At 67.1% G+C, this 19,195-nt stretch carries 17 protein-coding genes; 6 read left to right on the top strand and 11 right to left on the bottom strand.

Annotated elements, in window-relative coordinates; translation table 11 throughout:
• Nucleotide 1 precedes the first annotated feature (1 nt).
• Nucleotides 2–1,069 carry a M48 family metalloprotease gene (locus ACK4HJ_RS00195; RefSeq protein ID WP_409826600.1) on the top strand — a complete coding sequence of 356 codons (1,068 nt, stop codon included), beginning with the start codon at nt 2–4 and terminating at the stop codon, nt 1,067–1,069.
• Between the two features lie 64 nt (nt 1,070–1,133).
• Here the strand turns inward: ACK4HJ_RS00195 and ACK4HJ_RS00200 are convergent, their stop codons facing one another.
• The 9 genes from ACK4HJ_RS00200 to ACK4HJ_RS00240 form a co-directional block, all read right to left on the bottom strand.
• A complete protein-coding gene (locus ACK4HJ_RS00200) occupies nt 1,134–2,063 on the bottom strand; it encodes a DMT family transporter (RefSeq protein ID WP_409826602.1) in 930 nt (309 codons plus the stop codon).
• A 139-nt stretch (nt 2,064–2,202) separates the two neighbouring features.
• On the bottom strand, nt 2,203–3,501 hold the full coding sequence (locus tag ACK4HJ_RS00205) for a DUF3422 family protein (protein WP_409826604.1): 1,299 nt from the start codon (nt 3,499–3,501) through the stop codon (nt 2,203–2,205).
• Nucleotides 3,502–3,623: 122 nt separating this feature from the next.
• Complete coding sequence (locus ACK4HJ_RS00210) at nt 3,624–5,135, bottom strand: tripartite tricarboxylate transporter permease (RefSeq protein WP_409826606.1); 1,512 nt, start codon at nt 5,133–5,135, stop codon at nt 3,624–3,626.
• Nucleotides 5,136–5,165: 30 nt separating this feature from the next.
• On the bottom strand, nt 5,166–5,654 hold the full coding sequence (locus ACK4HJ_RS00215; RefSeq protein WP_409826608.1) for a tripartite tricarboxylate transporter TctB family protein: 489 nt from the start codon (nt 5,652–5,654) through the stop codon (nt 5,166–5,168).
• Nucleotides 5,655–5,817: 163 nt separating this feature from the next.
• The gene (locus ACK4HJ_RS00220; RefSeq protein ID WP_409826610.1) at nt 5,818–7,617 is read right to left on the bottom strand and encodes a GspE/PulE family protein; all 1,800 of its coding nucleotides are present in this window, start codon (nt 7,615–7,617) and stop codon (nt 5,818–5,820) included.
• A gap of 49 nt (nt 7,618–7,666) precedes the next feature.
• A complete protein-coding gene (locus ACK4HJ_RS00225) occupies nt 7,667–8,431 on the bottom strand; it encodes a spermidine synthase (RefSeq protein ID WP_409826612.1) in 765 nt (254 codons plus the stop codon).
• Nucleotides 8,432–8,992: a DNA-deoxyinosine glycosylase gene (locus ACK4HJ_RS00230; protein WP_409826614.1), complete on the bottom strand. Its 561-nt coding sequence runs from the start codon at nt 8,990–8,992 to the stop codon at nt 8,432–8,434.
• Nucleotides 8,989–10,614, bottom strand: a complete 1,626-nt coding sequence (locus ACK4HJ_RS00235) for a Na/Pi cotransporter family protein (RefSeq protein WP_409826615.1) — start codon at nt 10,612–10,614, stop codon at nt 8,989–8,991. The genes ACK4HJ_RS00230 and ACK4HJ_RS00235 overlap by 4 nt, the downstream gene beginning before the upstream one ends.
• Nucleotides 10,615–10,678: 64 nt before the next feature.
• Nucleotides 10,679–11,692 (bottom strand): universal stress protein, encoded by a 1,014-nt coding sequence (locus ACK4HJ_RS00240; RefSeq protein ID WP_409826617.1) that lies wholly within the window; start codon nt 11,690–11,692, stop codon nt 10,679–10,681.
• 262 nt (nt 11,693–11,954) lie between these two features.
• On the opposite strand from ACK4HJ_RS00240, the gene ACK4HJ_RS00245 reads away from it, so the two are divergent.
• Complete coding sequence (locus ACK4HJ_RS00245; protein WP_409826619.1) at nt 11,955–13,367, top strand: GntP family permease; 1,413 nt, start codon at nt 11,955–11,957, stop codon at nt 13,365–13,367.
• A gap of 19 nt (nt 13,368–13,386) precedes the next feature.
• On the opposite strand, the gene ACK4HJ_RS00250 is transcribed toward ACK4HJ_RS00245, so the two are convergent.
• Both ACK4HJ_RS00250 and ACK4HJ_RS00255 read right to left on the bottom strand, forming a co-directional pair.
• A complete protein-coding gene (locus ACK4HJ_RS00250) occupies nt 13,387–13,950 on the bottom strand; it encodes a DUF2062 domain-containing protein (RefSeq protein WP_409826621.1) in 564 nt (187 codons plus the stop codon).
• Between the two features lie 117 nt (nt 13,951–14,067).
• The gene (locus ACK4HJ_RS00255; RefSeq protein WP_409826623.1) at nt 14,068–14,892 is read right to left on the bottom strand and encodes a TatD family hydrolase; all 825 of its coding nucleotides are present in this window, start codon (nt 14,890–14,892) and stop codon (nt 14,068–14,070) included.
• Between the two features lie 146 nt (nt 14,893–15,038).
• Between ACK4HJ_RS00255 and ACK4HJ_RS00260 the strand changes: the two genes are divergently transcribed.
• The 4 genes from ACK4HJ_RS00260 (at nt 15,039) to ACK4HJ_RS00275 (ending at nt 19,105) form a co-directional block, all read left to right on the top strand.
• Nucleotides 15,039–15,962 (top strand): S1C family serine protease, encoded by a 924-nt coding sequence (locus tag ACK4HJ_RS00260; protein ID WP_409826624.1) that lies wholly within the window; start codon nt 15,039–15,041, stop codon nt 15,960–15,962.
• 61 nt (nt 15,963–16,023) lie between these two features.
• Entirely contained in the window at nt 16,024–17,019 is a 996-nt protein-coding gene (locus tag ACK4HJ_RS00265) for an AAA family ATPase (protein ID WP_409826626.1), read from the top strand.
• Complete coding sequence (locus ACK4HJ_RS00270) at nt 17,000–18,040, top strand: DUF58 domain-containing protein (protein ID WP_409826628.1); 1,041 nt, start codon at nt 17,000–17,002, stop codon at nt 18,038–18,040. The genes ACK4HJ_RS00265 and ACK4HJ_RS00270 overlap by 20 nt, the downstream gene beginning before the upstream one ends.
• A gap of 21 nt (nt 18,041–18,061) precedes the next feature.
• On the top strand, nt 18,062–19,105 hold the full coding sequence (locus tag ACK4HJ_RS00275) for a VWA domain-containing protein (RefSeq protein ID WP_409826630.1): 1,044 nt from the start codon (nt 18,062–18,064) through the stop codon (nt 19,103–19,105).
• Nucleotides 19,106–19,195 lie beyond the last annotated feature (90 nt).

Raw genomic sequence — 19,195 nt, forward strand, 5'->3', positions numbered from 1 at the left:
GATGCGATTGCCCAGATTTCTTGAATCGCGCCTGCCGTCCGCGCCGGCGCGCCTGGTGGCTACGGCCTGCGCGGCCCTGGCGATGGGCCTGCTGCCCAGCCACGGCCACAGCCAGAATGTGATGAACCTGTTGAACTCCCTGGGAGGCGGCGGCAACAGCGGGGCGGGCGGCATCCTGGGTGCCGTCACCGGCGGGGGCGGCAATGCGGCGCAGGGCGATGACCTGATCGGCATGCTCAGCCGGTCGGTGGAGAGCATCGACGAGCCACGCGAGATCCAGATCGGCCGCCAGCTGGCCGCCGTGCTGTTGGGCAGCAAGCCGCTGCACCCCGACATGGCGCTGCAGCGCTACGTGAACCAATTGGGCCGCTGGATCAGCCTGCAGTCCGAGCGTCCCAACCTGCCCTGGACCTTTGTGGTGCTGGACGACCCGGGCTACAACGCGTTCGCCGCGCCTGGCGGCTACGTGTTCGTGACCAAGGGGCTCATCGACCGCTGCGCGGACGAGGCGGAGCTGGCGGGCATCCTGGCGCACGAGATCACCCACGTTACGGGCAAGCACCACCTGCACGCCATGCGCAAGACGGCGCAGTCGGGCCTGCTGACGCAGCTGGTGGCCTCGCAGATCAAAACCAACGCCGTGGGCAACGTGGTGGCATCGCAAGTTCTGGCGCTGGGCCGCAACCTGTACGCACGAGGGCTGGACCAGACGGACGAGTACGAGGCCGACCGCGTCGGCGTGGCACTGGCCACGCGTGCGGGGTTCGACCCCTATGGCCTGGTGGCTGTGCTGCAGCAGCTGCGCACCGCCACGCCGGACAACCCCATGTTCACCCTGGCGCTGGCCACGCACCCGCCAGCACAAGCCCGGCTCGACCAGCTGGAGCTGGCCATGGGCAAGAACCTGGATGGTTTCACTGGCGCCGCACCTGTCACCCTGGCCCAGCGCTTGAGCACCCGCGCGCCCGCCGCAGCGCCTGCAGCGGCCGCCACTGCTACCACCCCGGCACCCGCTGCGGCTCCGGCCCGCAAGCCACCACCGCCCAAGAAGAAAGAAAAGGCATCTTGACACGTGGAAGGTGCTGCTCAGACAAGGTAACTTCGGTCACCTTGTTTTTTGGCGGCAGCACCGTTCAGGCCGATGGCCGCCGCGCCATGCGGGTGAAAACGAAGATGCCCGCCACGACCAGCGCTGTGCCGGCCGCCACCCATACGGTGAAGGGCTCGCCCAGAATCAGCACGCCCATGAGGATGGTGGACAGCGGCCCCACCATGCCCGCCTGCGCCGCCATGCCCGCGCCAATGCGCTCGATGGCCATCATGACCATAAGCACCGGAACAGCCGTGCACAGCGTGGCGTTGAGCACCGACAGCCACAGCACCTCGGGCGCCACCACAGCGGCGCTCAGCGGGCGCAGCAACACAAACTGCAGCAGGCAGCACAGGCACGCCACCGTGGTGGCCAGCCCCACCAGCCGCAGCGAGCCCAGGCGTCGCACGAGTTCGCCGCTGTAGACCAGGTACACGGCGTAGGTGCCCGCGCTCAGAAACACCAGCAAAGTGCCCCACGCCACGTTGCTGCCCTGCAGCGTCGCCTCGTGCCCGAACACCAGCAGCACCCCGCAGTAGCTGATCGCCATGCCCAGCGCCTGTCCCCAGCGAATGCCGTGCCGGTAAAGCACCCAGCCCAGCAGGACCACCAGGGTGGGGTTGAGGTACAGGATGAGCCGCTCCAGGCTGGCGCTGATGTAGGCCAGCCCGGCAAAGTCGAGAAAGCTCGACAGGTAGTAGCCGGTGAAGCCCAGGCCCAGGACGCCGAGCCAGTCCTTGCGTGTGAGCGGCGGCTTCCCGCGGCTGGCCCACCAGGCCATCACGGCAAAGATGGGCAGCGCAAACAGCATTCGGTACATGATGAGCGTGACGGCGTCCACGCCGTAGCGGTATGCCAGCTTCACGATGATGGCCTTGCCGCTGAACGCGATGGAGCCGAACAATGCCAGCAAAAGGCCGGGTGCTATATTTTTTCTAGCTGCTAGCGCTTGTGGGAATTGGGCTGAAGGCACTTTTTATCGAAATTTACCGTGAACAGGCCACACAGTGTGGCACGCGCGCCCGGCTGCGCGGCATCGAGCATATGGCGGGGCGCCACCGCCATCGGCGATGGCGCAGGCCCGCATGGGCCGGCCCAAGTGCCGGGCCGGGTCAACCGTGCCTGCGGAACACCTTGTGGTGCAGGCGGCGCAGCGACCACCACACGCCCAGCGCCACCACCGGGATGGCCACGGCAGCGGTGGTCTCGGGTGATGCCGGCCAGCCCAGCTTTTGCGCGCCCTTGGCCAGGTAGCTCACCAGGCCCACGATGTAGTAGGTGATGGCCGCCACCGACAGCCCTTCCACCGTGGACTGCATCTTGAGCTGCAGGTCCTGCCGATGGTTCATGGTGGTCAGCAGCGCTTGGCTGCTTTGCTGCTGCTCGATCTCGACCCGCGTGCGCAGCAGGTTGCTCATGCGCGAAACGCGTTGCGACAGCGCGTCCTGGCGCCGCGCGGCCCATTCGCAGGTGCTGCGCGCGGGCGTGAGGCGCCGGTCCATGAACTCGCGGATGGTCTGCATGCCGGCCAGGCGCGATTCGGCAATGTCCTCGATGCGCTTGTCCAGCAATTCAAAGTACGCACTGCTGGCCGAAAATCGCGAGTGCGTGGCGGCGTACTGGCTCTCCACCTGCCCTGCCAGGCGCGTCAGGCGGTCCAGCAGGGCGGGCTCGGCGTCACGGTTGGCGGTGCGGATGGCGTTTGCCAACTCGGCCAGTTCACGCTCGGCAAAGGCCAGCACGCTGGCGGCCTCGCGTGCGGCGGGCAGGCCCAGCAGTGCAGCCATGCGGTAGGTCTCGATCTCCAACAGACGCTGCACCAGGCGCCCCAGGCGGCGCGGCGTCATGCCGCCGGCCAGTAGCACCATGCGCGACGAGCCATCGGCATGGATGGCGAAGTCGGTGTACACCTCGCCATGCCCGTCGGCCACGGTGGAGGCGACCAGCGTGTCCTCGTGCAGCACGTGCTTGACGAGGGACGCCGAGCCGAAGGTGTGCGTGGGCAGCACCCACAGGTTCAGGCTGCACAGGCACTGCCCGGGCAGCGCGGCCAGCCAGTCGCGCGGGACGGCGTCGGCGGCACTGGCGGGCTCGCGCTCGCCAAAGGCTTCGGCGGCCACGGGCACCATGAAGGTCCACGACACGAACTCGGTGTGCAGCTCCCAGCGGATGCGGTAGGGGCCCAGGTCCATGCGCAAGTGGGTGGTCTCAGCGTCGGGCAGCGCAAGGTGGTGGTCTCGCAGCAGGGCCGCCACATGCGCGCGGCTGGCTTCGCGCCCCGCAGCGTCAGCCAGCATCACGATGTGGGCAATCGCCAGCGGCGCAGCCATGGCCTCGGGCGGACGGGCGTGGATCTCGTTGTGCAGCAGGGCCCGCTGGGGGTGCTGCGCAGGGTGGACGGGTGTGGGCATGCGAACCTCTTTAGCCCGCCGATTGTTACCGGCCCGGCAGCACCCCCACCCGGCGGCGCACCAAAAAACAACGGCACCCGAAGGTGCCGTTGTGAGCATGCGATTCAGCGAACCGGCGGCGTTCAGTCTTCGACGAACGCTTCCTCGCGCTTGTTCTTCACGGCTGGCAGCAGCACGATGATGAGCAGCAGGGCAGCCGCAGCCAGCAGGCCGGCAGACAGCGGACGCGTGACAAACACACTCCAGTCGCCGCGCGACAGCAGCAGCGCACGGCGCAGGTTCTCTTCCATCATCGGTCCCAGGATGAAGCCGAGCAGCAGCGGCGCAGGCTCTGTGCCCAGCTTGTGGAAGACATAACCCACAAAACCGAACAGACCCACCATCCAGACGTCCCAGGTGTTGTTGTTGGTGGAGTACACACCCACAGCGCAGAACAGCACGATGGAAGGGAACAGCCAGCGGTAAGGCACGGTGAGCAGTTTGATCCAGATGCCGATGAGCGGCAGGTTCAGCACCACCAGCATGGCGTTGCCGATCCACATCGATGCGATCAGGCCCCAGAACAGCTCGGGGTTGCTGGTCATCACCTGGGGACCAGGCTGGATGTTGTGGATGGTCATGGCACCCACCATCAGCGCCATCACGGCGTTGGGAGGAATACCCAGCGTCAGCAGCGGAATGAACGAGGTTTGCGAACCAGCGTTGTTGGCCGACTCTGGCGCCGCCACACCGCGGATGTTGCCTTGGCCAAAAGGCACCTCGCCCGGCTTGAGCTTGGTCTTCTTTTCGATGGTGTAGGCAGCGAAAGCCGAGAGCAGTGCGCCACCACCTGGCAAGATACCCAGCGAAGAGCCCAGCGCGGTACCGCGAAGCATGGCCGGGAACATGCGCTTGAAATCTTCCTTGGTCGGGAACAGGCCCTGCACCTTGGCGGTGAACACTTCACGGTCTTCTTCGGGGCGCGACAGGTTGGCAACAATTTCGCCGTACCCAAACACGCCCATGGCAATGGTCACGAAGCCGATGCCGTCGGTCAGCTCAGGAATGTCGAAGCTGTAGCGCGCCACGCCCGAGTTCACGTCGGTGCCCACCAGGCCCAGCAGCAGGCCCAGCACGATCATGCCCACAGCCTTGAGCAGCGAGCCCGAGGCAAGCACCACGGCGCCGATCAGGCCCAGCACCATCAGCGAGAAGTATTCGGCGGGGCCGAACTTGAAGGCGACTTCGGTCAGCGGAGGCGCAAAGGCCGCCAGGATCAGCGTGCCCACGCAACCCGCGAAGAACGAGCCGATGCCCGCCGCCGCAAGCGCCGGTCCGGCCCGACCCTTGCGCGCCATCTGGTAGCCATCGATAACGGTCACCACCGACGAGGACTCACCCGGCAGGTTCACCAGGATGGCGGTGGTGGAGCCGCCGTATTGCGCGCCGTAGTAAATGCCGGCCAGCATGATCAGCGCCGACACGGGCGGCAGCGCATAGGTGGCGGGCAGCAGCATGGCGATGGTGGCCACGGGGCCGATGCCAGGCAGCACCCCGATCAGCGTGCCCAGCAGGCAGCCGACGAAACAGTAGATGAGGTTCTGAAAGGTGAAGGCAACGCCAAAACCTATCGAGAGGTTGTTGATGAGATCCATGGGAGTGCTCTACTTCTCTTGTCGTCGTGCTTAACCAGCAATGAAGCTGGGCCACACCGGGAACTGGAGCTTGAGCGCCCAGACGAATGCCACATAGCTGCCCACAGCCAGAATGGTGGCCAGGATGAAGGATTCCTTGACCTTGAACTCGCTGCCGGCCAGGCCCGCGATGAACGTCAACGCATAGATGGCAACAATGAGGCCCATGGCGGGAACGCCCATGGTGGGCAGTCCTGCCAGCAAAATGCCGAAGGCGAAGTTGGATGCCAGGATGAAGAACAGCGGCTTCCAGGCCCACTTGCCGATCTTTTCTCCGTCAGCGGTCTCCACCGTGACGGCCTTGAACATGATCAGCGCGCCGATGAACGCCAGCAGGATGCCCAGCATCAGCGGAAAGTAGCCGGGGCCCATGCGTGCGCCGTTGCCAACGTTGTACGTGGTGGCCCCCCACGCAAACGCCCCTCCGACACCCATGAACATGAGGCCGGAAAAAAAGTCTTTTTGACTCTTGATTTTCACGAATTGTCTCCTTTGGGGGAAATCACGAATGCGCGATTGTGCGGGCTGGCACCGCGTTTTCGGATGTGGATTCCACCTACATCCGGTAACGGTTGGCTCACTGCCAAAAGCGAAGTCGCGCAGGAGACTGCCGGGACGCCAGGTGCCGCAGGCGGCGCCCCGGCTAGCCGTGCTCCAGCGGCGGCGTGGCGGCCACCACCTCTTCCAGCGTGGTCAATCCTTCCGCCACGCGCAGGGCCCCAGCCAGGCGCAGCGGGCGCATGCCATCGGACACGGCCTGGCGGCGCAAAACATCAATGGACGGGGCCTGCGTGATCTTGTCCTTGAGCTGCTCGCTCACCGTGAGCAGCTCGTACAGGCCCATCCGCCCTCGGAAGCCGCTCATGCGGCAGTCCACGCAGCCCACCGGCTTGTAAGGCTGGTAGGCGCCGTTGATCTTCCAGGGCTTGACGACCTCGGTGAGTGTCTCGCGGGCAGCGGCTTCGTCCTTTTGCTTGCACTGCTTGCACAGCGTGCGCACCAGCCGCTGGGCCAGCACGCCCAGCAAGGTGGCATTAATGAGGTACGAGGGCACGCCCAGCTCCATCATGCGGGTGATGGCGCTGGGCGCGTCATTGGTGTGCAGGGTCGAGAACACCAAGTGGCCCGTGAGCGCGGCCTGGATCGCCATCTCGGCCGTCTCCAGGTCGCGGATTTCGCCCACCATGATGATGTCCGGGTCCTGCCGCATCAGCGCACGCAAGCCCTCGGCAAAGTTGAAGTCGAGCTGGGGCTGCACCTGCGTCTGGTTGAAGCTGGGCTCGATCATTTCGATGGGGTCTTCCACCGTGCTCACGTTGACCTCTTCGGTGGCCACGCGCTTGAGTGTGGAGTACAGCGTGGTGGTCTTGCCCGAGCCCGTGGGCCCGGTCACCAGAATGATGCCGTGCGGGCGCTTGACCAGGGCCTCCCACCGCTGCGCATCGTGCTGCGCGAAACCCAGCGCATCCAGGTCCTTGACGGCGTTGTCTGGGTCGAAGATGCGCATCACCATCTTCTCGCCGAAGGCGGTGGGCAGCGTGGACAGGCGCATTTCCACCTCGTCGCCGCGCTGGTTTCGCGTCTTGATGCGGCCGTCCTGCGGGCGGCGCTTTTCCACCACGTCGATGCGCCCCAGCAGCTTGATGCGCGAGACCATGGCGTTGTGCACGCCCATGGGCATCTGGTAGACGGGGTGAAGCACACCGTCGATCCGAAAACGGATCACACCCTGGTCGCGGCGTGGCTCAAGGTGGATGTCGCTGGCCCGCTGGTCGAAGGCGTATTGCCACAGCCAGTCCACCACGCGCACCACGCCCTGATCGTTGGCGTCGAGCTGTTTGTTGCTCTTGCCCAGCTCCACCAACTGCTCGAAGCTGCTACCAGCCGACGCGCTGCCGGCCTTCTGCGCGGCCTTGACCGATTTGGCCAGCGCAAAGAACTCTGCCGTGAAGCGGTGGATGTCCTGTGGGTTGGCCACTACGCGCCGCACGGCGCGGCGCGACTGGCGCTCCACCTCCGCCACCCAGTCGGTCACAAAGGGTTCGGCCGTGGCAACGACGACTTCCTTGGCGGTCACCTGCACGGGCAGCACCTTGTGCCGCTCCGCATAGGTGGCGCTCATGGTGTCGGCCACGCGGCCCACATCCACCTTGAGGGGGTCGATGCGCAGGTACTGCAGCCCAGCGCGCTGGGCGAGGTATTCGGACAGCGCCTCAATGTCCAGCGGCTTGCCATCGCTGGCTCGCTCCATGGCCACGCTGGCCAGGCGCACCAGCGCGTGCTGCGAGCTTTCGGCCTGCGAGCACCGCGCAATGGTGCGCTGGGCTTCCTCGCGCGATATGACGCCGTCTCCGCTCAACCATTCGACCATGCGCCGCCAGTCCACAGGGCCCGAGAAGGGCACTGGGGAAATGGGCAGCGCCGTTGATGTAATCGATTTCATCACGCTCCTTTCAGCGGGATGCGGCCGCGCACCGGGCGCTGCTGCATGCTCAGGCCGACACGGGCTTGAAGGCCCGCAGCCATTTGGTGGTGGGTAGGCCCCAGCGGGCCTGGATGACCTCCGCCCGCGCTGCGAGTTCCGCGCGTTTGGGCCGGCTGGGCGTGCGCTGTGCCAGCACCACAATGTTGCCCTCGCGCGTGGGCTTGAAAGCCCACAGCGCATCGTCACCAAACGCCTCGGCCATGCTCTTGAGGCTGCGGTCAAAGCTGGAGGCCCGGCCAAACAGGTTGACCGTCATGCAGCCTGTGTCGGTGAGCAGGGCGCGGCAGTCGGCATAGAACGTGGGGCTGTCGAGCACGGGGGCGGCGGCCTCGTGGTCATACAGGTCCACGGCCAGCGCATCCACCGTGCCCCGCCACATGGGGTTCCTGATTTCCTGCGCCGCATCGGCCAGCACCACGCGCAGCTTGGGCCCGTCGGGCGGCAGCTTGAACCACTGGCGGCACACGGCCAGCACCTGGGGGTTCAGCTCGATGGCGGTGGTGCACACGCGCAGCTTCTTGTGGCAGAACTTGGTGAGCGCCCCGGCACCCAGCCCGAGCTGCATGGCATGGCCCTTGGAGACCTGTGCCGGGTCGGCAAACAGCAGCCAGGCCATCATGCGCTGCACGTATTCCAGTTCCAGGTCAAAGGGCTGGTCCACCCGCATGGAACCCTGAATCCACGGGGTGCCCAGGTGCAGATGGCGCACTTCGCCGTCGTCGGACACACTGACTTCGGGCAGTTCTGCTAACTTTTGTTTTTTGCGGGTCATTCACAACAATCCGTGCCGGGCCATCAGATCCGCCCAGGCAGCCAATTTACGCTCGAAACTCCAGGAGGCATTTGCCGGGCTGGTGGACGGCAGCTTAATGGATTCGATGGCAGCCGCCGCGGCATCCGCTCCGTCGCCCGCCAGACTGCGCAGCACTGCGGGGGCGTGCTTGTAGCTCTCGGTGCCGTTGTGGGCGATGGCCGTGAGGTACGGGCACTGCGCGCGCAGCAGCGCAAAGTCGTTGACCATGGCATCGCGGATCGCGGTGTCCAGGCTGCCTTGGCGCACGCAGCTTGCGTAAACGTCCCACACGCCCAGACGGCGGTCCAGCAGCCATTGGCAGCGCAGCGCATAGCTCTCGGGCCCGGCAGGCAGCGGATGGTGGGGCCACAGCGCCTGCAGGATGCGCCAGAAGTGGTTTTGCGGGTGTCCGTAGTACTGCAGGGCGCGTAGCGAGGCCACACCTGGAAAGCTGCCCAGCACAAGCACGGCCGTGCGGGGAGACACCACCGGCGGCAGCCCCCAAAGCCGCTGCGCGTGCGCGGCAGGGTCCAGCGTCACGGGCGGGCCTCGGAGGGCGCCCCCTCAACGGCGGCCAACCCGTCTCGTGCTAGAGCGCGGTGGGTGCATGCCTTCACAGCCTGCTGCGCGGCGTGCCGCAGCGCACTTAGGCGACGCAGCGTGTCTTCCATGGCCGTCAGCCGCAACGCGCCCTGCGCACCGGCGGCCAGCAGCGCGGCTTTAAGGTCCTGGTAGGCCAACTCCATGGCGGCAGCATGCGCGGCCAGCAGGGGCGCAGCGCCCGCTCCGGCCAGGGGGTCACACAGCGCCAACAAGGCATCGGTCTGCTGCACGAACGCGGCGTGCAGGCCGCCTGCCACCCCCTCGGACGATTCCAGCGGAGCAGCGTCCAGGACGCGCTGCGCGGTGGTCTGGTGGTAGCGCTGCACGCGCAGCACCCGGGCCAGGCGTTCGCTCGTGGGCCGGGCCATGGCAGCACGGTTCATGCGCTCCACAAACGACTCAGCGGCGGCGTCCAGCTGCGTCACGATGTACTGGTCGCGCGTCAGTTCCTGCGGCGATGCGCCTGCCAATGCCGCGCGGGCCATGCGCACGGCTACATGGCCCATGCGCGCCACCTCCAGGTCCAGCGCATCCAGTGCCAGCGAAGGCACGGCCAGCACGGTGTCGTCCAGATGCTGCGGCTGTGCCTCGTCCTCCTCCCGCGTGCGAAAACGTTGCTGCAGCCACCGGGTCAAGGCGCCAGCCAACGGCCACATCAGCAGCACGCCCATGAGGTTGAAGATGGTGTGAAAGAGGGCGAGCTTGGCGGCCGGGTCCGCCGGCAGCCCCATGGCCTCCCGCGCCACGGCGATGGCGGGCACCAGCCAGGGCAACAGCACCAATGCCACCACCCCGGTAATGCCGTTGAACAGCACGTGGGCCGCCGCCGCGCGCCGGGCGTTGGACGTGGCCCCCAGCGTGGCCAGCACGGCCGTGACGGTGGTTCCCACGTTGGAACCAATGACCACGGCTGCGGCCCCTTGCGGGGTCAGCAATCCTTCATGAGCAGCCGTCAGGGCGATCGCCATGGATGCGCTGGACGACTGCATCAGCACGGTCATCACCGCACCCACGCCCACCTGGGCCGCCACGGCCAGCACGCCTTCGCCCTGGGGTAGCGTGACCTGGCCTGCCAGGCCGGTAAACGACTGCTGCAGCATCGCAATGCCCATGAACAGCAGCCCGAACCCGGCCAAAGCGGTGCCCAGCGCGCCGCGACGCTGCCCCTCGCCCGTAAGCCGCAGCACGACGCCCAGCCCCAGCAGGGGCAAGGCCAGCGCTTCGATCTTGAACTTGAGGCCTACCAGCGCCACGATCCACCCCGTCATGGTGGTACCCACATTGGCGCCAAACAGCACCCACAGGGCTGCGCCCAGCGGCAGCAGCCCCGCATTCACAAAACCGATCGTGGCCACGGTGACCGCGCTGGAGGACTGCACCAGGGAGGTGACCAGCACGCCGGAACCCAGCGCGTGCACCCGCGTGCGTGTGGCAGCGGCCAGGATGCGCTCCAGCGCCGGGCCCGCAGCCAGGCGCAGGCCGTCGGTCATCATGGTCATGCCCAGCAAAAACAAGCCCAGCCCGCCGACCACGCTGGCAAGCGTTCCCCACAAATTCATGTGCACACCCCTGAAGCGAAGGCCGTGATTGTGACAATGCACCCCGCGTTGAGCCGGTAAGCGGTCATGCCGATACAGCCGGGCCGTCCGGGACACCGGGGGATTGCTGTAGCGAGGGCGTGGCGGGCGATGGGTCGGCCGGCTGTGGCACCACCAGGACATCGAGTTCGGACTCCGCCAAGACATGGCGCGTCACGCTGCCCAGCAGCAGATCCTGCGCTGCATGCTGCCCGTGTTTGCCCAGGACGATCAGGCTGCAGCCGGCATCCACAGCGGCCTGGGTGGTCGTGAGCGCCGCATCTCCGCGCACCAGGCTGGGCGTCCACGCCTGCGGGCCGAGTCCGTGGGCAGACGCAAGCCCGTGCAGGCGGCTCAGTGCACGGACTTGCGCCGTGTTTTCGTATGCCTGCACCGTGGCGGGATCCACGCCTGCAAACTGCAGCTTTTCCTCGAACGGCACGCTCCAGGCATGGTGCAAAACCATATGCGCATGGGGCGCCACCTTTCGGGCCCAGGTCAGACTTGCGGTGCTCCAGCCCGAGAAATCCACCGCCACCAGCACCCGGGTGATGAGTGTGCCGGATGGGCCTTTCTGCGCCGCGTCGCGTGCCACCAGCACCGGACGGTGCCCGCGCCGCAGCAACCGGTCGGCCGTGGAGCCCAAGGCCACACGGCGCACCGGATGCGCCGAGGGCCCCGCACCCACGACCAACAGCTCGGCGCCCACCCGGTGGGCCGTTGCAATCACCTGGTCCGCCACAGCCCCCGCAAGCACAATGGCGTGGGCCCGCACGTTGTAATCTCCCAGCGCCACCGCCAGCGCGCACTGCAGGTCGTCACGCGCACGATCCAGAAGGGATTGCTCGGCGGGGGAAGCCGTGCCTAGCCATTGGCGCAAGGTGTCCATGGCCGTGCCACCGACCACGTGTACGGCATGCAACTCCGCACCGTGCTCACGCGCGAGTTGCGCCGCACACCCGAGGACCACCGGAGCGTCGTCTGCCAGGTCGGTGGCACACAACACGGACCGCAGCTGGGTAGGGGCCGCAGAAAAAGAAAACTTGGCGGGGTGTGTCATGTCTCGGTTATCTCCCGGGCGAGAAAGGTGGCCAGTTCGTGCGCCTGGTGGGGGGGCTGCGCCACTGCCATCACTGCAGCCCATGCAGCGATGGCACAAATGTGTCAGCCTGCGGCCTTTCTGCAAAGCGTTTCAATCGGCAGTCTTGACGTGTATCAAGCCAAAACCTGTGGGGGCCCGTAGGATGGGCTGAGTGGTCACAGCGGTTCCGCCGTACCGGCTCCTTCACCTCTTCGCCCCTCGCCGTCACCAGTCCCTCTCCATGACCAGCATCCTTGGCATTCTCGTTTCGCTGGGCCTGCTGATCACGCTGGCGTACCGCGGCGTCAGCGTGCTGTTGCTGGCACCGCTGATGGCCCTGGTAGCGACCTTGTTCAGCGCGGATGCGCCCCTGCTGGCCAGCTACACCCAGGTCTTCATGCCGGCGCTGGGCGGGTTTGTGGTGTCGTTCTTTCCCCTGTTTCTGCTGGGCGCCGTGTTTGGCAAGCTGATGGAAACCTCGGGGTCGGCCAGCGCCATTGCCCAAGGCATCGTGGGTTTGCTCGGCCCCCACCGGGCGCTGGTGGCCATCGTGGCGGCCTGTGCTGTGTTGACCTATGGGGGCGTGTCACTGTTTGTGGTGGCTTTTGCCGTCTACCCCATCGCTGAGGCCCTGTTCCGCCAGGCCGGCCTGCCGCGGCGCCTGATGCCCGCCACCATTGCGCTGGGTGCGTTCACCTTCACGATGACCGCCCTGCCAGGAACGCCAGCCATCCAGAACGCGATCCCCATGCCCTACTTCGGGACAACACCCTTCGCTGCACCGGGCCTTGGGGTGATTGGCGGTGCGGTGATGCTGGGGCTGGGCTGCTGGTGGCTGCTGGCACGCGCGGCGAGCGCACACCGGCGAGGCGAAGGCTATGAGGCGGACGATGCCGCAGTGGAGTCACCGGAGGCCGCTGCCGCCGCGCTAACGCCCCCTGCGCACGAACCGCAGCGCCTGGCCCGCGCCCTGGCCCCCATCGCGCTGGTGATTGCCCTCAACTACCTGCTGTCCACCTGGGTGCTGCAAGCGCTGGACACGCGCTACCTGGCCGACGCGCGTTTCGGCAGCACCCACATCGGCGCCGTGCGGGGCGTGTGGGCCGTGATCGCGGCGCTGTTTGCGGCCACGGTGCTCCTGCTGGTGCTGGAACGCGCCCGCCTTCCGGCGCTGAAAGACACGCTGGGTGCAGGCGCGAGCGCATCGGTGCTGCCCCTCATGAACACCGCGTCGCAGGTGGGCTATGGCGCAGTGATCGCCTCATTGGCCGGGTTCGGCCTGATTCGCGACGTCGTGCTGGGCGTCGCGCCGGACAACCCGCTCATTTCCCTGTCGATAGCGGTCAATGTGCTCGCGGGAATCACAGGGTCGGCCTCGGGCGGCATGAGCATTGCGCTGCAGACGCTGGGTGCGACCTGGCTGGCCATGGGCGAGACGGCCAACATATCACCCGAATTGCTGCATCGGGTCACGGCGATTGCCACCGGTGGACTGGATGCCCTGCCCCACAACGGCGCGGTGATCACGCTGCTGTCCATCTGCAAGCTGAGCCACCGCCAGGCCTATGGGGACATCCTGGTGGTGGCCGTGGCGGGTCCGCTGGTGGCACTGGCCGTCGTGGTAGCCCTGGGCACGGCGTTCGGCTCGTTCTGAGCGCGGGCTGACGAGCCCGTCAGACGGATTCTGTGCCGTTGCCAGCCAGCCGCCTGCGGCGCGACCACTTCACCTTGGCGAACCAGATCCAGGTCACCAACACGTAGGTCAACAGCCCTACGCCCGTGGCAACCACTGCCAACCCCAGCATCAAGGGCTTGCCCACGCCGCGCACGCGCAGCACCAGCGTTTCCCACCAGCCCCGCTCGGGCGCATCGGCAATTTCCTCGTCGGGCAGGGGCGGCTCGTCGCCCGGCCGCACGGGCTCTCCCAGGATGGCACTGCCCAGCCGCCAGGCCGCGTAGTACACCGGGCCGAAGGTGACCGGGTTGGTGACCAGTGTGCTGGCCACAGCGGCTGGCACATTGGCGCGCAATGCCACCGCCGCGCCGGCCGCAAACGGGATTTGCGCGATGGGAATCAGCAGCCCGAAGAACACCCCCAGGGCCATACCCAGTGCGATGCCGCGGCGGCTCATGTGCCACAGGCGCGGATGGTGCAGCGCAGGGCCCAGCCAGCGCAGCCAGCGGTTGCTGCGCAGTGCGTCGGGGGTGGGCATCAGGCCCAGCAGGCGTTGTTTCATGCGGTGTTCAGGCGGTCTTTGTGCAGGGGCTGCGGCAGGCGGTCGCGCGCATCTCCATGCTAAACAGCGCCCGATTGCCCCTTCATTTTTTCCGCCCATTCAGCGGCTAGCAAGTCCTCAGCCCAGCAATGCAGCCAGCCGGGGCAGCGCGCGCAGCGCGTTGGTGTACGCGGCCTCTGCAAGCTGCGGCAGGGGCATCTGGCGCAGCTGGACCACCTCGCTGGCGATGCGTGGGAGCTCGCCGGGCACATTGCGCCCCTGGGGCTGCCCGGCGGCGCGCTGGGCAGCCGTGGTGTACAGCCAATGGGGAGGGATATCGGGCGCATCGGTTTCCAGCACCAGTGCGTCCAGGGGCAGTTCTGCAGCAAGGCGCCGCAGTTGCTGGGCGCGCTCATACGTCATCGCGCCGCCAAAGCCGAGCTTGAATCCCATGTCGATAAACCTCTGCGCCTGCTGCTGGCTGCCATTGAAGGCGTGCGCGATGCCGCCTTGCACCGGCACTTCTCGCAGGCCCTTGAGCAGCTTGTCGGCCGAACGGCGCACATGAAGGATCACCGGCAGGTCAAACCGGCGGGCCATCTGCAGCTGGGCGCGGTAGAAGCGCTCTTGACGCGCTGCATCGAGTCCCGGCACAAAATAATCCAGGCCGATTTCGCCCACCGCCACCAGCCGCGGGTCGGCACGGTGCTGCTCCAGTGCCTGGGCTAGCCGGTGCAGGTCGGCGTCGTCGGCCCTTCCCGTAAAAAGAGGGTGAATGCCCAGCGCATAGCTATCCCCATATTGGTGCGCCAGGCTGCGTACCGTGTCCCAGTTGCTGCGCTCCACGGCCGGAATCACGCAGTGCACCACCCCCTGGGCAGTGGCGGTCTGGCGTACGGCGTCGCGGTCGGCATCGAACTCGGGCGCGTCCAGGTGGCAGTGAGTATCTATCCAGGAAGGCATGGGGAGATGATGCCGTGAATCCGGGTGGCCGTCGGCCGCAATGCCCCTCAGATACCCATGCAAGTGCCCCCGAAAGTGCATTCCGCAGCGATCCGTGCTACCGTGAAAACTGTGCGCCCGTTGACGGCGTTTGTAAAGGTGACAGGATGCCCCGGCCCGCCGTTTACAGCAGTTCCCGCCCCCCTCGCCGTCCCGCCCCCGCTGGGCCCGATGCAACGGCCGCGCCCGCTGTGCAGGCCGAGGCCGCGCAACCTCCACACCCCCCCCACGCATCTGCGCCCCTGCCCCGGCGCCACCTGCAAGCGCTGTGGGCCGTGGTCGTTCTGTTGAGCGTGCTGTTGGCGGCCAGCCTGTGGCAAAACCAGCGCCCGCCTGCCCGCAAGATCACCCAGGAAGACATCGACGCCGCCGTATTGCGCACGCTGGAGACGACCACCCCGCCTTCGGCAGCAGCGCGTGCTGCGGACGCCATTGCGCCCTCGGTGGTGCGCGTGGTGGGCTACGGCCGCAGCAAGAACGGCAAGGAGGAGGTGGAACGTGGCGTGGGCACGGGCGTGGTCATTGTGGACAAAGGCACCATCCTGACCAATCTGCACGTGGTCCTGGGTTCGGACCGCATCACCGTCACCTTTCACGATGGCATGGAGACCACCGCGAGCATCACCGGTGCCCAGCCCGAGAACGACCTGGCCGTGCTGCAGGCCCACAAGGTGCCGGACGACCTGGAGGCCGCGGCGCTGCGCTCCACGCAAGACCTTCGGCCGGGCGACCATGTGGTGGCGGTAGGTTTCCCGTTCGGCATCGGACCCTCTGCGTCGGCAGGCGTGGTTTCCGGCCTCAAGCGCGAATTCACGTCGCCGGAGGGCAAGCGCCAGCTCAGCAACCTGATCCAGTTCGACGCAGCGGCCAACCCCGGCAACTCTGGCGGTCCGCTGGTCACGCTGGATGGCGAGGTGGTAGGCATCGTCACCGCCATCCTCAACCCCACACCCGCGCGCACGTTCATCGGCATTGGCTTCGCTGTGCCCATCGAAAACGCGGCCTCGGCTGTGGGGATGCCGCCGTTCTAGTCGTTCTTAGGGGCTGCTAGCTGTTCACCACATCGTTGACCACTGACAAGGAAGCAAAGACATGGAAACCATACCCACCACCGCCACCCTGATGGAACAGGTGCTTTACGAAGTCAAACGCGTGGTGGTCGGCCAGGACCGGTTTCTGGAACGCGTGATGGTGGCCATGCTCGCGCAGGGCCACCTGCTGGTGGAAGGCGTGCCCGGCCTGGCCAAGACGCTCACGGTGAAGACGCTGGCCAGCACCATCCAGGGCAGCTTCAAGCGTATCCAGTTCACGCCCGACCTGGTGCCGGCCGACCTCGTGGGCACGCGCATGTACAACCAGAAGACTGGCGAGTTCAGCACCACGCTGGGCCCAGTGTTCACCCATCTGCTGCTGGCCGATGAGATCAACCGGGCCCCAGCCAAGGTGCAGAGCGCGCTGCTGGAGGTGATGCAGGAACGCCAGGTGACCATTGCGGGCGAGACCCACAAAGTGCCTGAGCCCTTTTTGGTGATGGCCACCCAGAACCCTATCGAGACCGAGGGCACCTATGCGCTGCCCGAAGCCCAGGTGGACCGCTTCATGATGAAGGTGCTGCTGGGTTACCCCACCGAGGAGGAAGAGTTCGTGATCGCCCAGCGTGCGCTCGATGTGCCAGTGCAGGTGCTGCCTGTGGCCACCACCGCGCAGCTGGCGGCGCTGCAGGCCGAATGCCGCACGGTGTATGTGGACCCGTCAATGCTGCAATACGCCGTGAAGCTGGTGGCCGCCACCCGCGAGCCCGCGCGCCATGGCCTCAAGGACCTGGCGGGCTACATCAGCTGTGGTGCAAGCCCGCGCGCCACCATTGCGCTGGCCGAAGGCGCCCAGGCCCTGGCGATGCTGCGCGGGCGCAACTACGTGCTGCCCGAGGACATGGTGGACCTGGCGGCCGACGTGTTGCGCCACCGGGTGTCCCTCTCGTACGAAGCGCTGTCCGAAGGCCTCGATGCGGACGCGCTGATCGCCCGCATCATGGCCAAGATTCCGGCACCGGCACGGCCTTTGCACCATGAGCAAAAAACAGCCTGACCCCTCGGCCGCACCGGCGTCAGCCACCGTTCACGCGCTGCCCGCCCTGCCGGGCAAGGCGGACAGGCTGCTGCGCGAGCTGGAATGGAAGGTGATTCGCCGCCTCGACGGCCTGCTGCAGGGCGACTACCGCACGCTGATGCGCGGCAGTGGCCTGGACCTGGCCGACCTGCGCGAATACCAGCCGCACGACGACGTGCGCCACATCGACTGGAACGTGACCGCCCGCGTGAACGTGCCTCATGTGCGCGTGTTCACCGAAGACCGCGAGATGTCCGCCTGGTTTCTTCTGGACCTGAGCCCGTCCGTCAACTTCGGTCCCCAGGGCAATGCCAAGCGCGACATCCTGACCGGCTTTGTGGCCGTACTGTCGCGCCTGCTGACCCGCCACGGCAACCGTGTGGGTGCCATGCTGTACGGCGCGGGTGACGGAGGCCCGGGCGCCCAGCGTGCTGTGGACCATATCCTGCCGGCGCGCAGCAGCCGCGCGCACGTGTTGCACCTGGTGCATCGGCTACAGGCGCCCCCCGCGCCAGCCCGGCCCCAGGGCGGCGCGGGCACCGAGCTGCACCGGCTGTTGCAGACAGGCCTGGCCACGCTGCGCCGCCGCTCCACGGTGTTTGTGGTGTCCGACTTCATCAGCGCGCCCGGCTGGGAAAAGCCCTTGGCCCAGTTGGCGCAGCGGCACGACGTGGTGGCCGTTCGCCTGCTCGACCCTTTGGAGCTGGAGCTGCCCGATGTGGGCCTGGTCGTTCTGCGCGACGCAGAAAGCGGCGAACAGTTGCAGGTGGACACGCACGACGCAGGTTTTCGCCATCGCTTTGCACGGCTGGCAGCCCAGCGCGAGGCCGTGCTGCGCGAGGGCCTGGCCCGCGCGGGCGCCGACACGCTGGAGCTAAGCACCGACGACGATCTGGTAGACGCGCTGGTCCGCTTCATGGACCTGCGCCGGCGCCGCGTGCGCACCGCCCCCGCCCGCATGCCCGCGGGCACCCCGGCCGCAGCCTGGCAGGCTGCCTGAACCGCCCCCAAGGAAACGACCATGGTTTTTCTCTGGCCCACCCTGCTCTGGCTGCTGCTGGTTGTGCCCCTGCTGGTGCTGCTGTACTGGTGGCTGCTGCACCGGCGCAAAAAAACGGCGCTCAGCTACTCCAGCCTGTCGCTGGTGCGCGAGGCCATGGGCCCGCGGCAGAACCTGCGCCGCCACATTCCGCCCGCGCTGTTCCTGCTGGCGCTGGTGGCGCTGCTGCTGGCAGCCGCGCGCCCGCTGGCCGTCATCACCCTGCCCTCACAGGACCAGACCATCATGCTGGCCATGGACGTGTCGGGCAGCATGCGCGCCACCGATGTGGAGCCCGACCGCATCACGGCCGCCCAGAACGCCGCCAAGGCCTTCATCGCCGAGCTGCCCCGCCATGTGCGCGTGGGCATCGTCGCCTTTGCCGGTAGCGCCCAGCTGGCCCAGTTGCCCACCCAGAGCCGGGAAGACTTGGTCAAAGCCATCGACAGCTTTCAGCTGCAGCGCGGCACGGCCACGGGCAACGGCATCATGCTGTCGCTGGCCACCCTCTTCCCCGACGCCGGCATCGACATCGCCGCGCTTGGCGGCCGCCAGGCCATGCGCCCGCGCCCCATTGAGGAGATCGGCAAGCAGGACCCCGCCAAGCCCTTTGTGCCGGTGGCGCCGGGCTCGTACAACTCCGCCGCCATCATCATGCTGACCGACGGCCAGCGCACCACCGGCGTGGACCCGCTGGAAGCCGCGAAGTGGGCGGCCGACCGGGGCGTGCGCGTGTACACCGTGGGTGTGGGCACGGTGCAGGGCGAGACCATTGGGTTCGAAGGCTGGTCCATGCGCGTGCGGCTGGACGAGGAAACCCTGAAGTCTGTGGCCACGCGCACCAACGCCGAGTACTTCCACGCGGCCACGGCGGCGGACCTGAAGAAGGTGTATGAAACCCTGAGTTCGCGGCTGACGGTGGAGAAGAAGGAAACCGAGATCTCCTCGCTGCTGGCGCTGCTGGGCGCGGCGCTCGCCTTGCTGGCGGGGGGGCTGTCGGTGTGGTGGTATGGGCGGGTGCTGTAGGCACGCCGCCCGACACCGCATTCAGAGGCCAACCAACCCACCAACGAATCCACAGGCGGACGACGGGCCCGGGCCCCGTCACCGCACCGC

The organism is Acidovorax sp. (assembly GCF_046294525.1).
Lineage (GTDB): Bacteria > Pseudomonadota > Gammaproteobacteria > Burkholderiales > Burkholderiaceae_C > Acidovorax.

What these genes read in the sequence shown, in the direction of transcription:
- ACK4HJ_RS00270 (WP_409826628.1), top strand. Translation starts at nt 17,000, where the DNA reads ATGAGCAAAAAACAGCCTGACCCCTCGGCCGCACCGGCGTCAGCCACC.
- ACK4HJ_RS00220 (WP_409826610.1), bottom strand. Translation starts at nt 7,617, where the DNA reads ATGAAATCGATTACATCAACGGCGCTGCCCATTTCCCCAGTGCCCTTC.
- ACK4HJ_RS00275 (WP_409826630.1), top strand. Translation starts at nt 18,062, where the DNA reads ATGGTTTTTCTCTGGCCCACCCTGCTCTGGCTGCTGCTGGTTGTGCCC.
- ACK4HJ_RS00265 (WP_409826626.1), top strand. Translation starts at nt 16,024, where the DNA reads ATGGAAACCATACCCACCACCGCCACCCTGATGGAACAGGTGCTTTAC.
- ACK4HJ_RS00240 (WP_409826617.1), bottom strand. Translation starts at nt 11,692, where the DNA reads ATGACACACCCCGCCAAGTTTTCTTTTTCTGCGGCCCCTACCCAGCTG.
- ACK4HJ_RS00250 (WP_409826621.1), bottom strand. Translation starts at nt 13,950, where the DNA reads ATGAAACAACGCCTGCTGGGCCTGATGCCCACCCCCGACGCACTGCGC.
- ACK4HJ_RS00260 (WP_409826624.1), top strand. Translation starts at nt 15,039, where the DNA reads ATGCCCCGGCCCGCCGTTTACAGCAGTTCCCGCCCCCCTCGCCGTCCC.
- ACK4HJ_RS00205 (WP_409826604.1), bottom strand. Translation starts at nt 3,501, where the DNA reads ATGCCCACACCCGTCCACCCTGCGCAGCACCCCCAGCGGGCCCTGCTG.
- ACK4HJ_RS00235 (WP_409826615.1), bottom strand. Translation starts at nt 10,614, where the DNA reads ATGAATTTGTGGGGAACGCTTGCCAGCGTGGTCGGCGGGCTGGGCTTG.
- ACK4HJ_RS00195 (WP_409826600.1), top strand. Translation starts at nt 2, where the DNA reads ATGCGATTGCCCAGATTTCTTGAATCGCGCCTGCCGTCCGCGCCGGCG.
- ACK4HJ_RS00255 (WP_409826623.1), bottom strand. Translation starts at nt 14,892, where the DNA reads ATGCCTTCCTGGATAGATACTCACTGCCACCTGGACGCGCCCGAGTTC.
- ACK4HJ_RS00225 (WP_409826612.1), bottom strand. Translation starts at nt 8,431, where the DNA reads ATGACCCGCAAAAAACAAAAGTTAGCAGAACTGCCCGAAGTCAGTGTG.
- ACK4HJ_RS00210 (WP_409826606.1), bottom strand. Translation starts at nt 5,135, where the DNA reads ATGGATCTCATCAACAACCTCTCGATAGGTTTTGGCGTTGCCTTCACC.
- ACK4HJ_RS00245 (WP_409826619.1), top strand. Translation starts at nt 11,955, where the DNA reads ATGACCAGCATCCTTGGCATTCTCGTTTCGCTGGGCCTGCTGATCACG.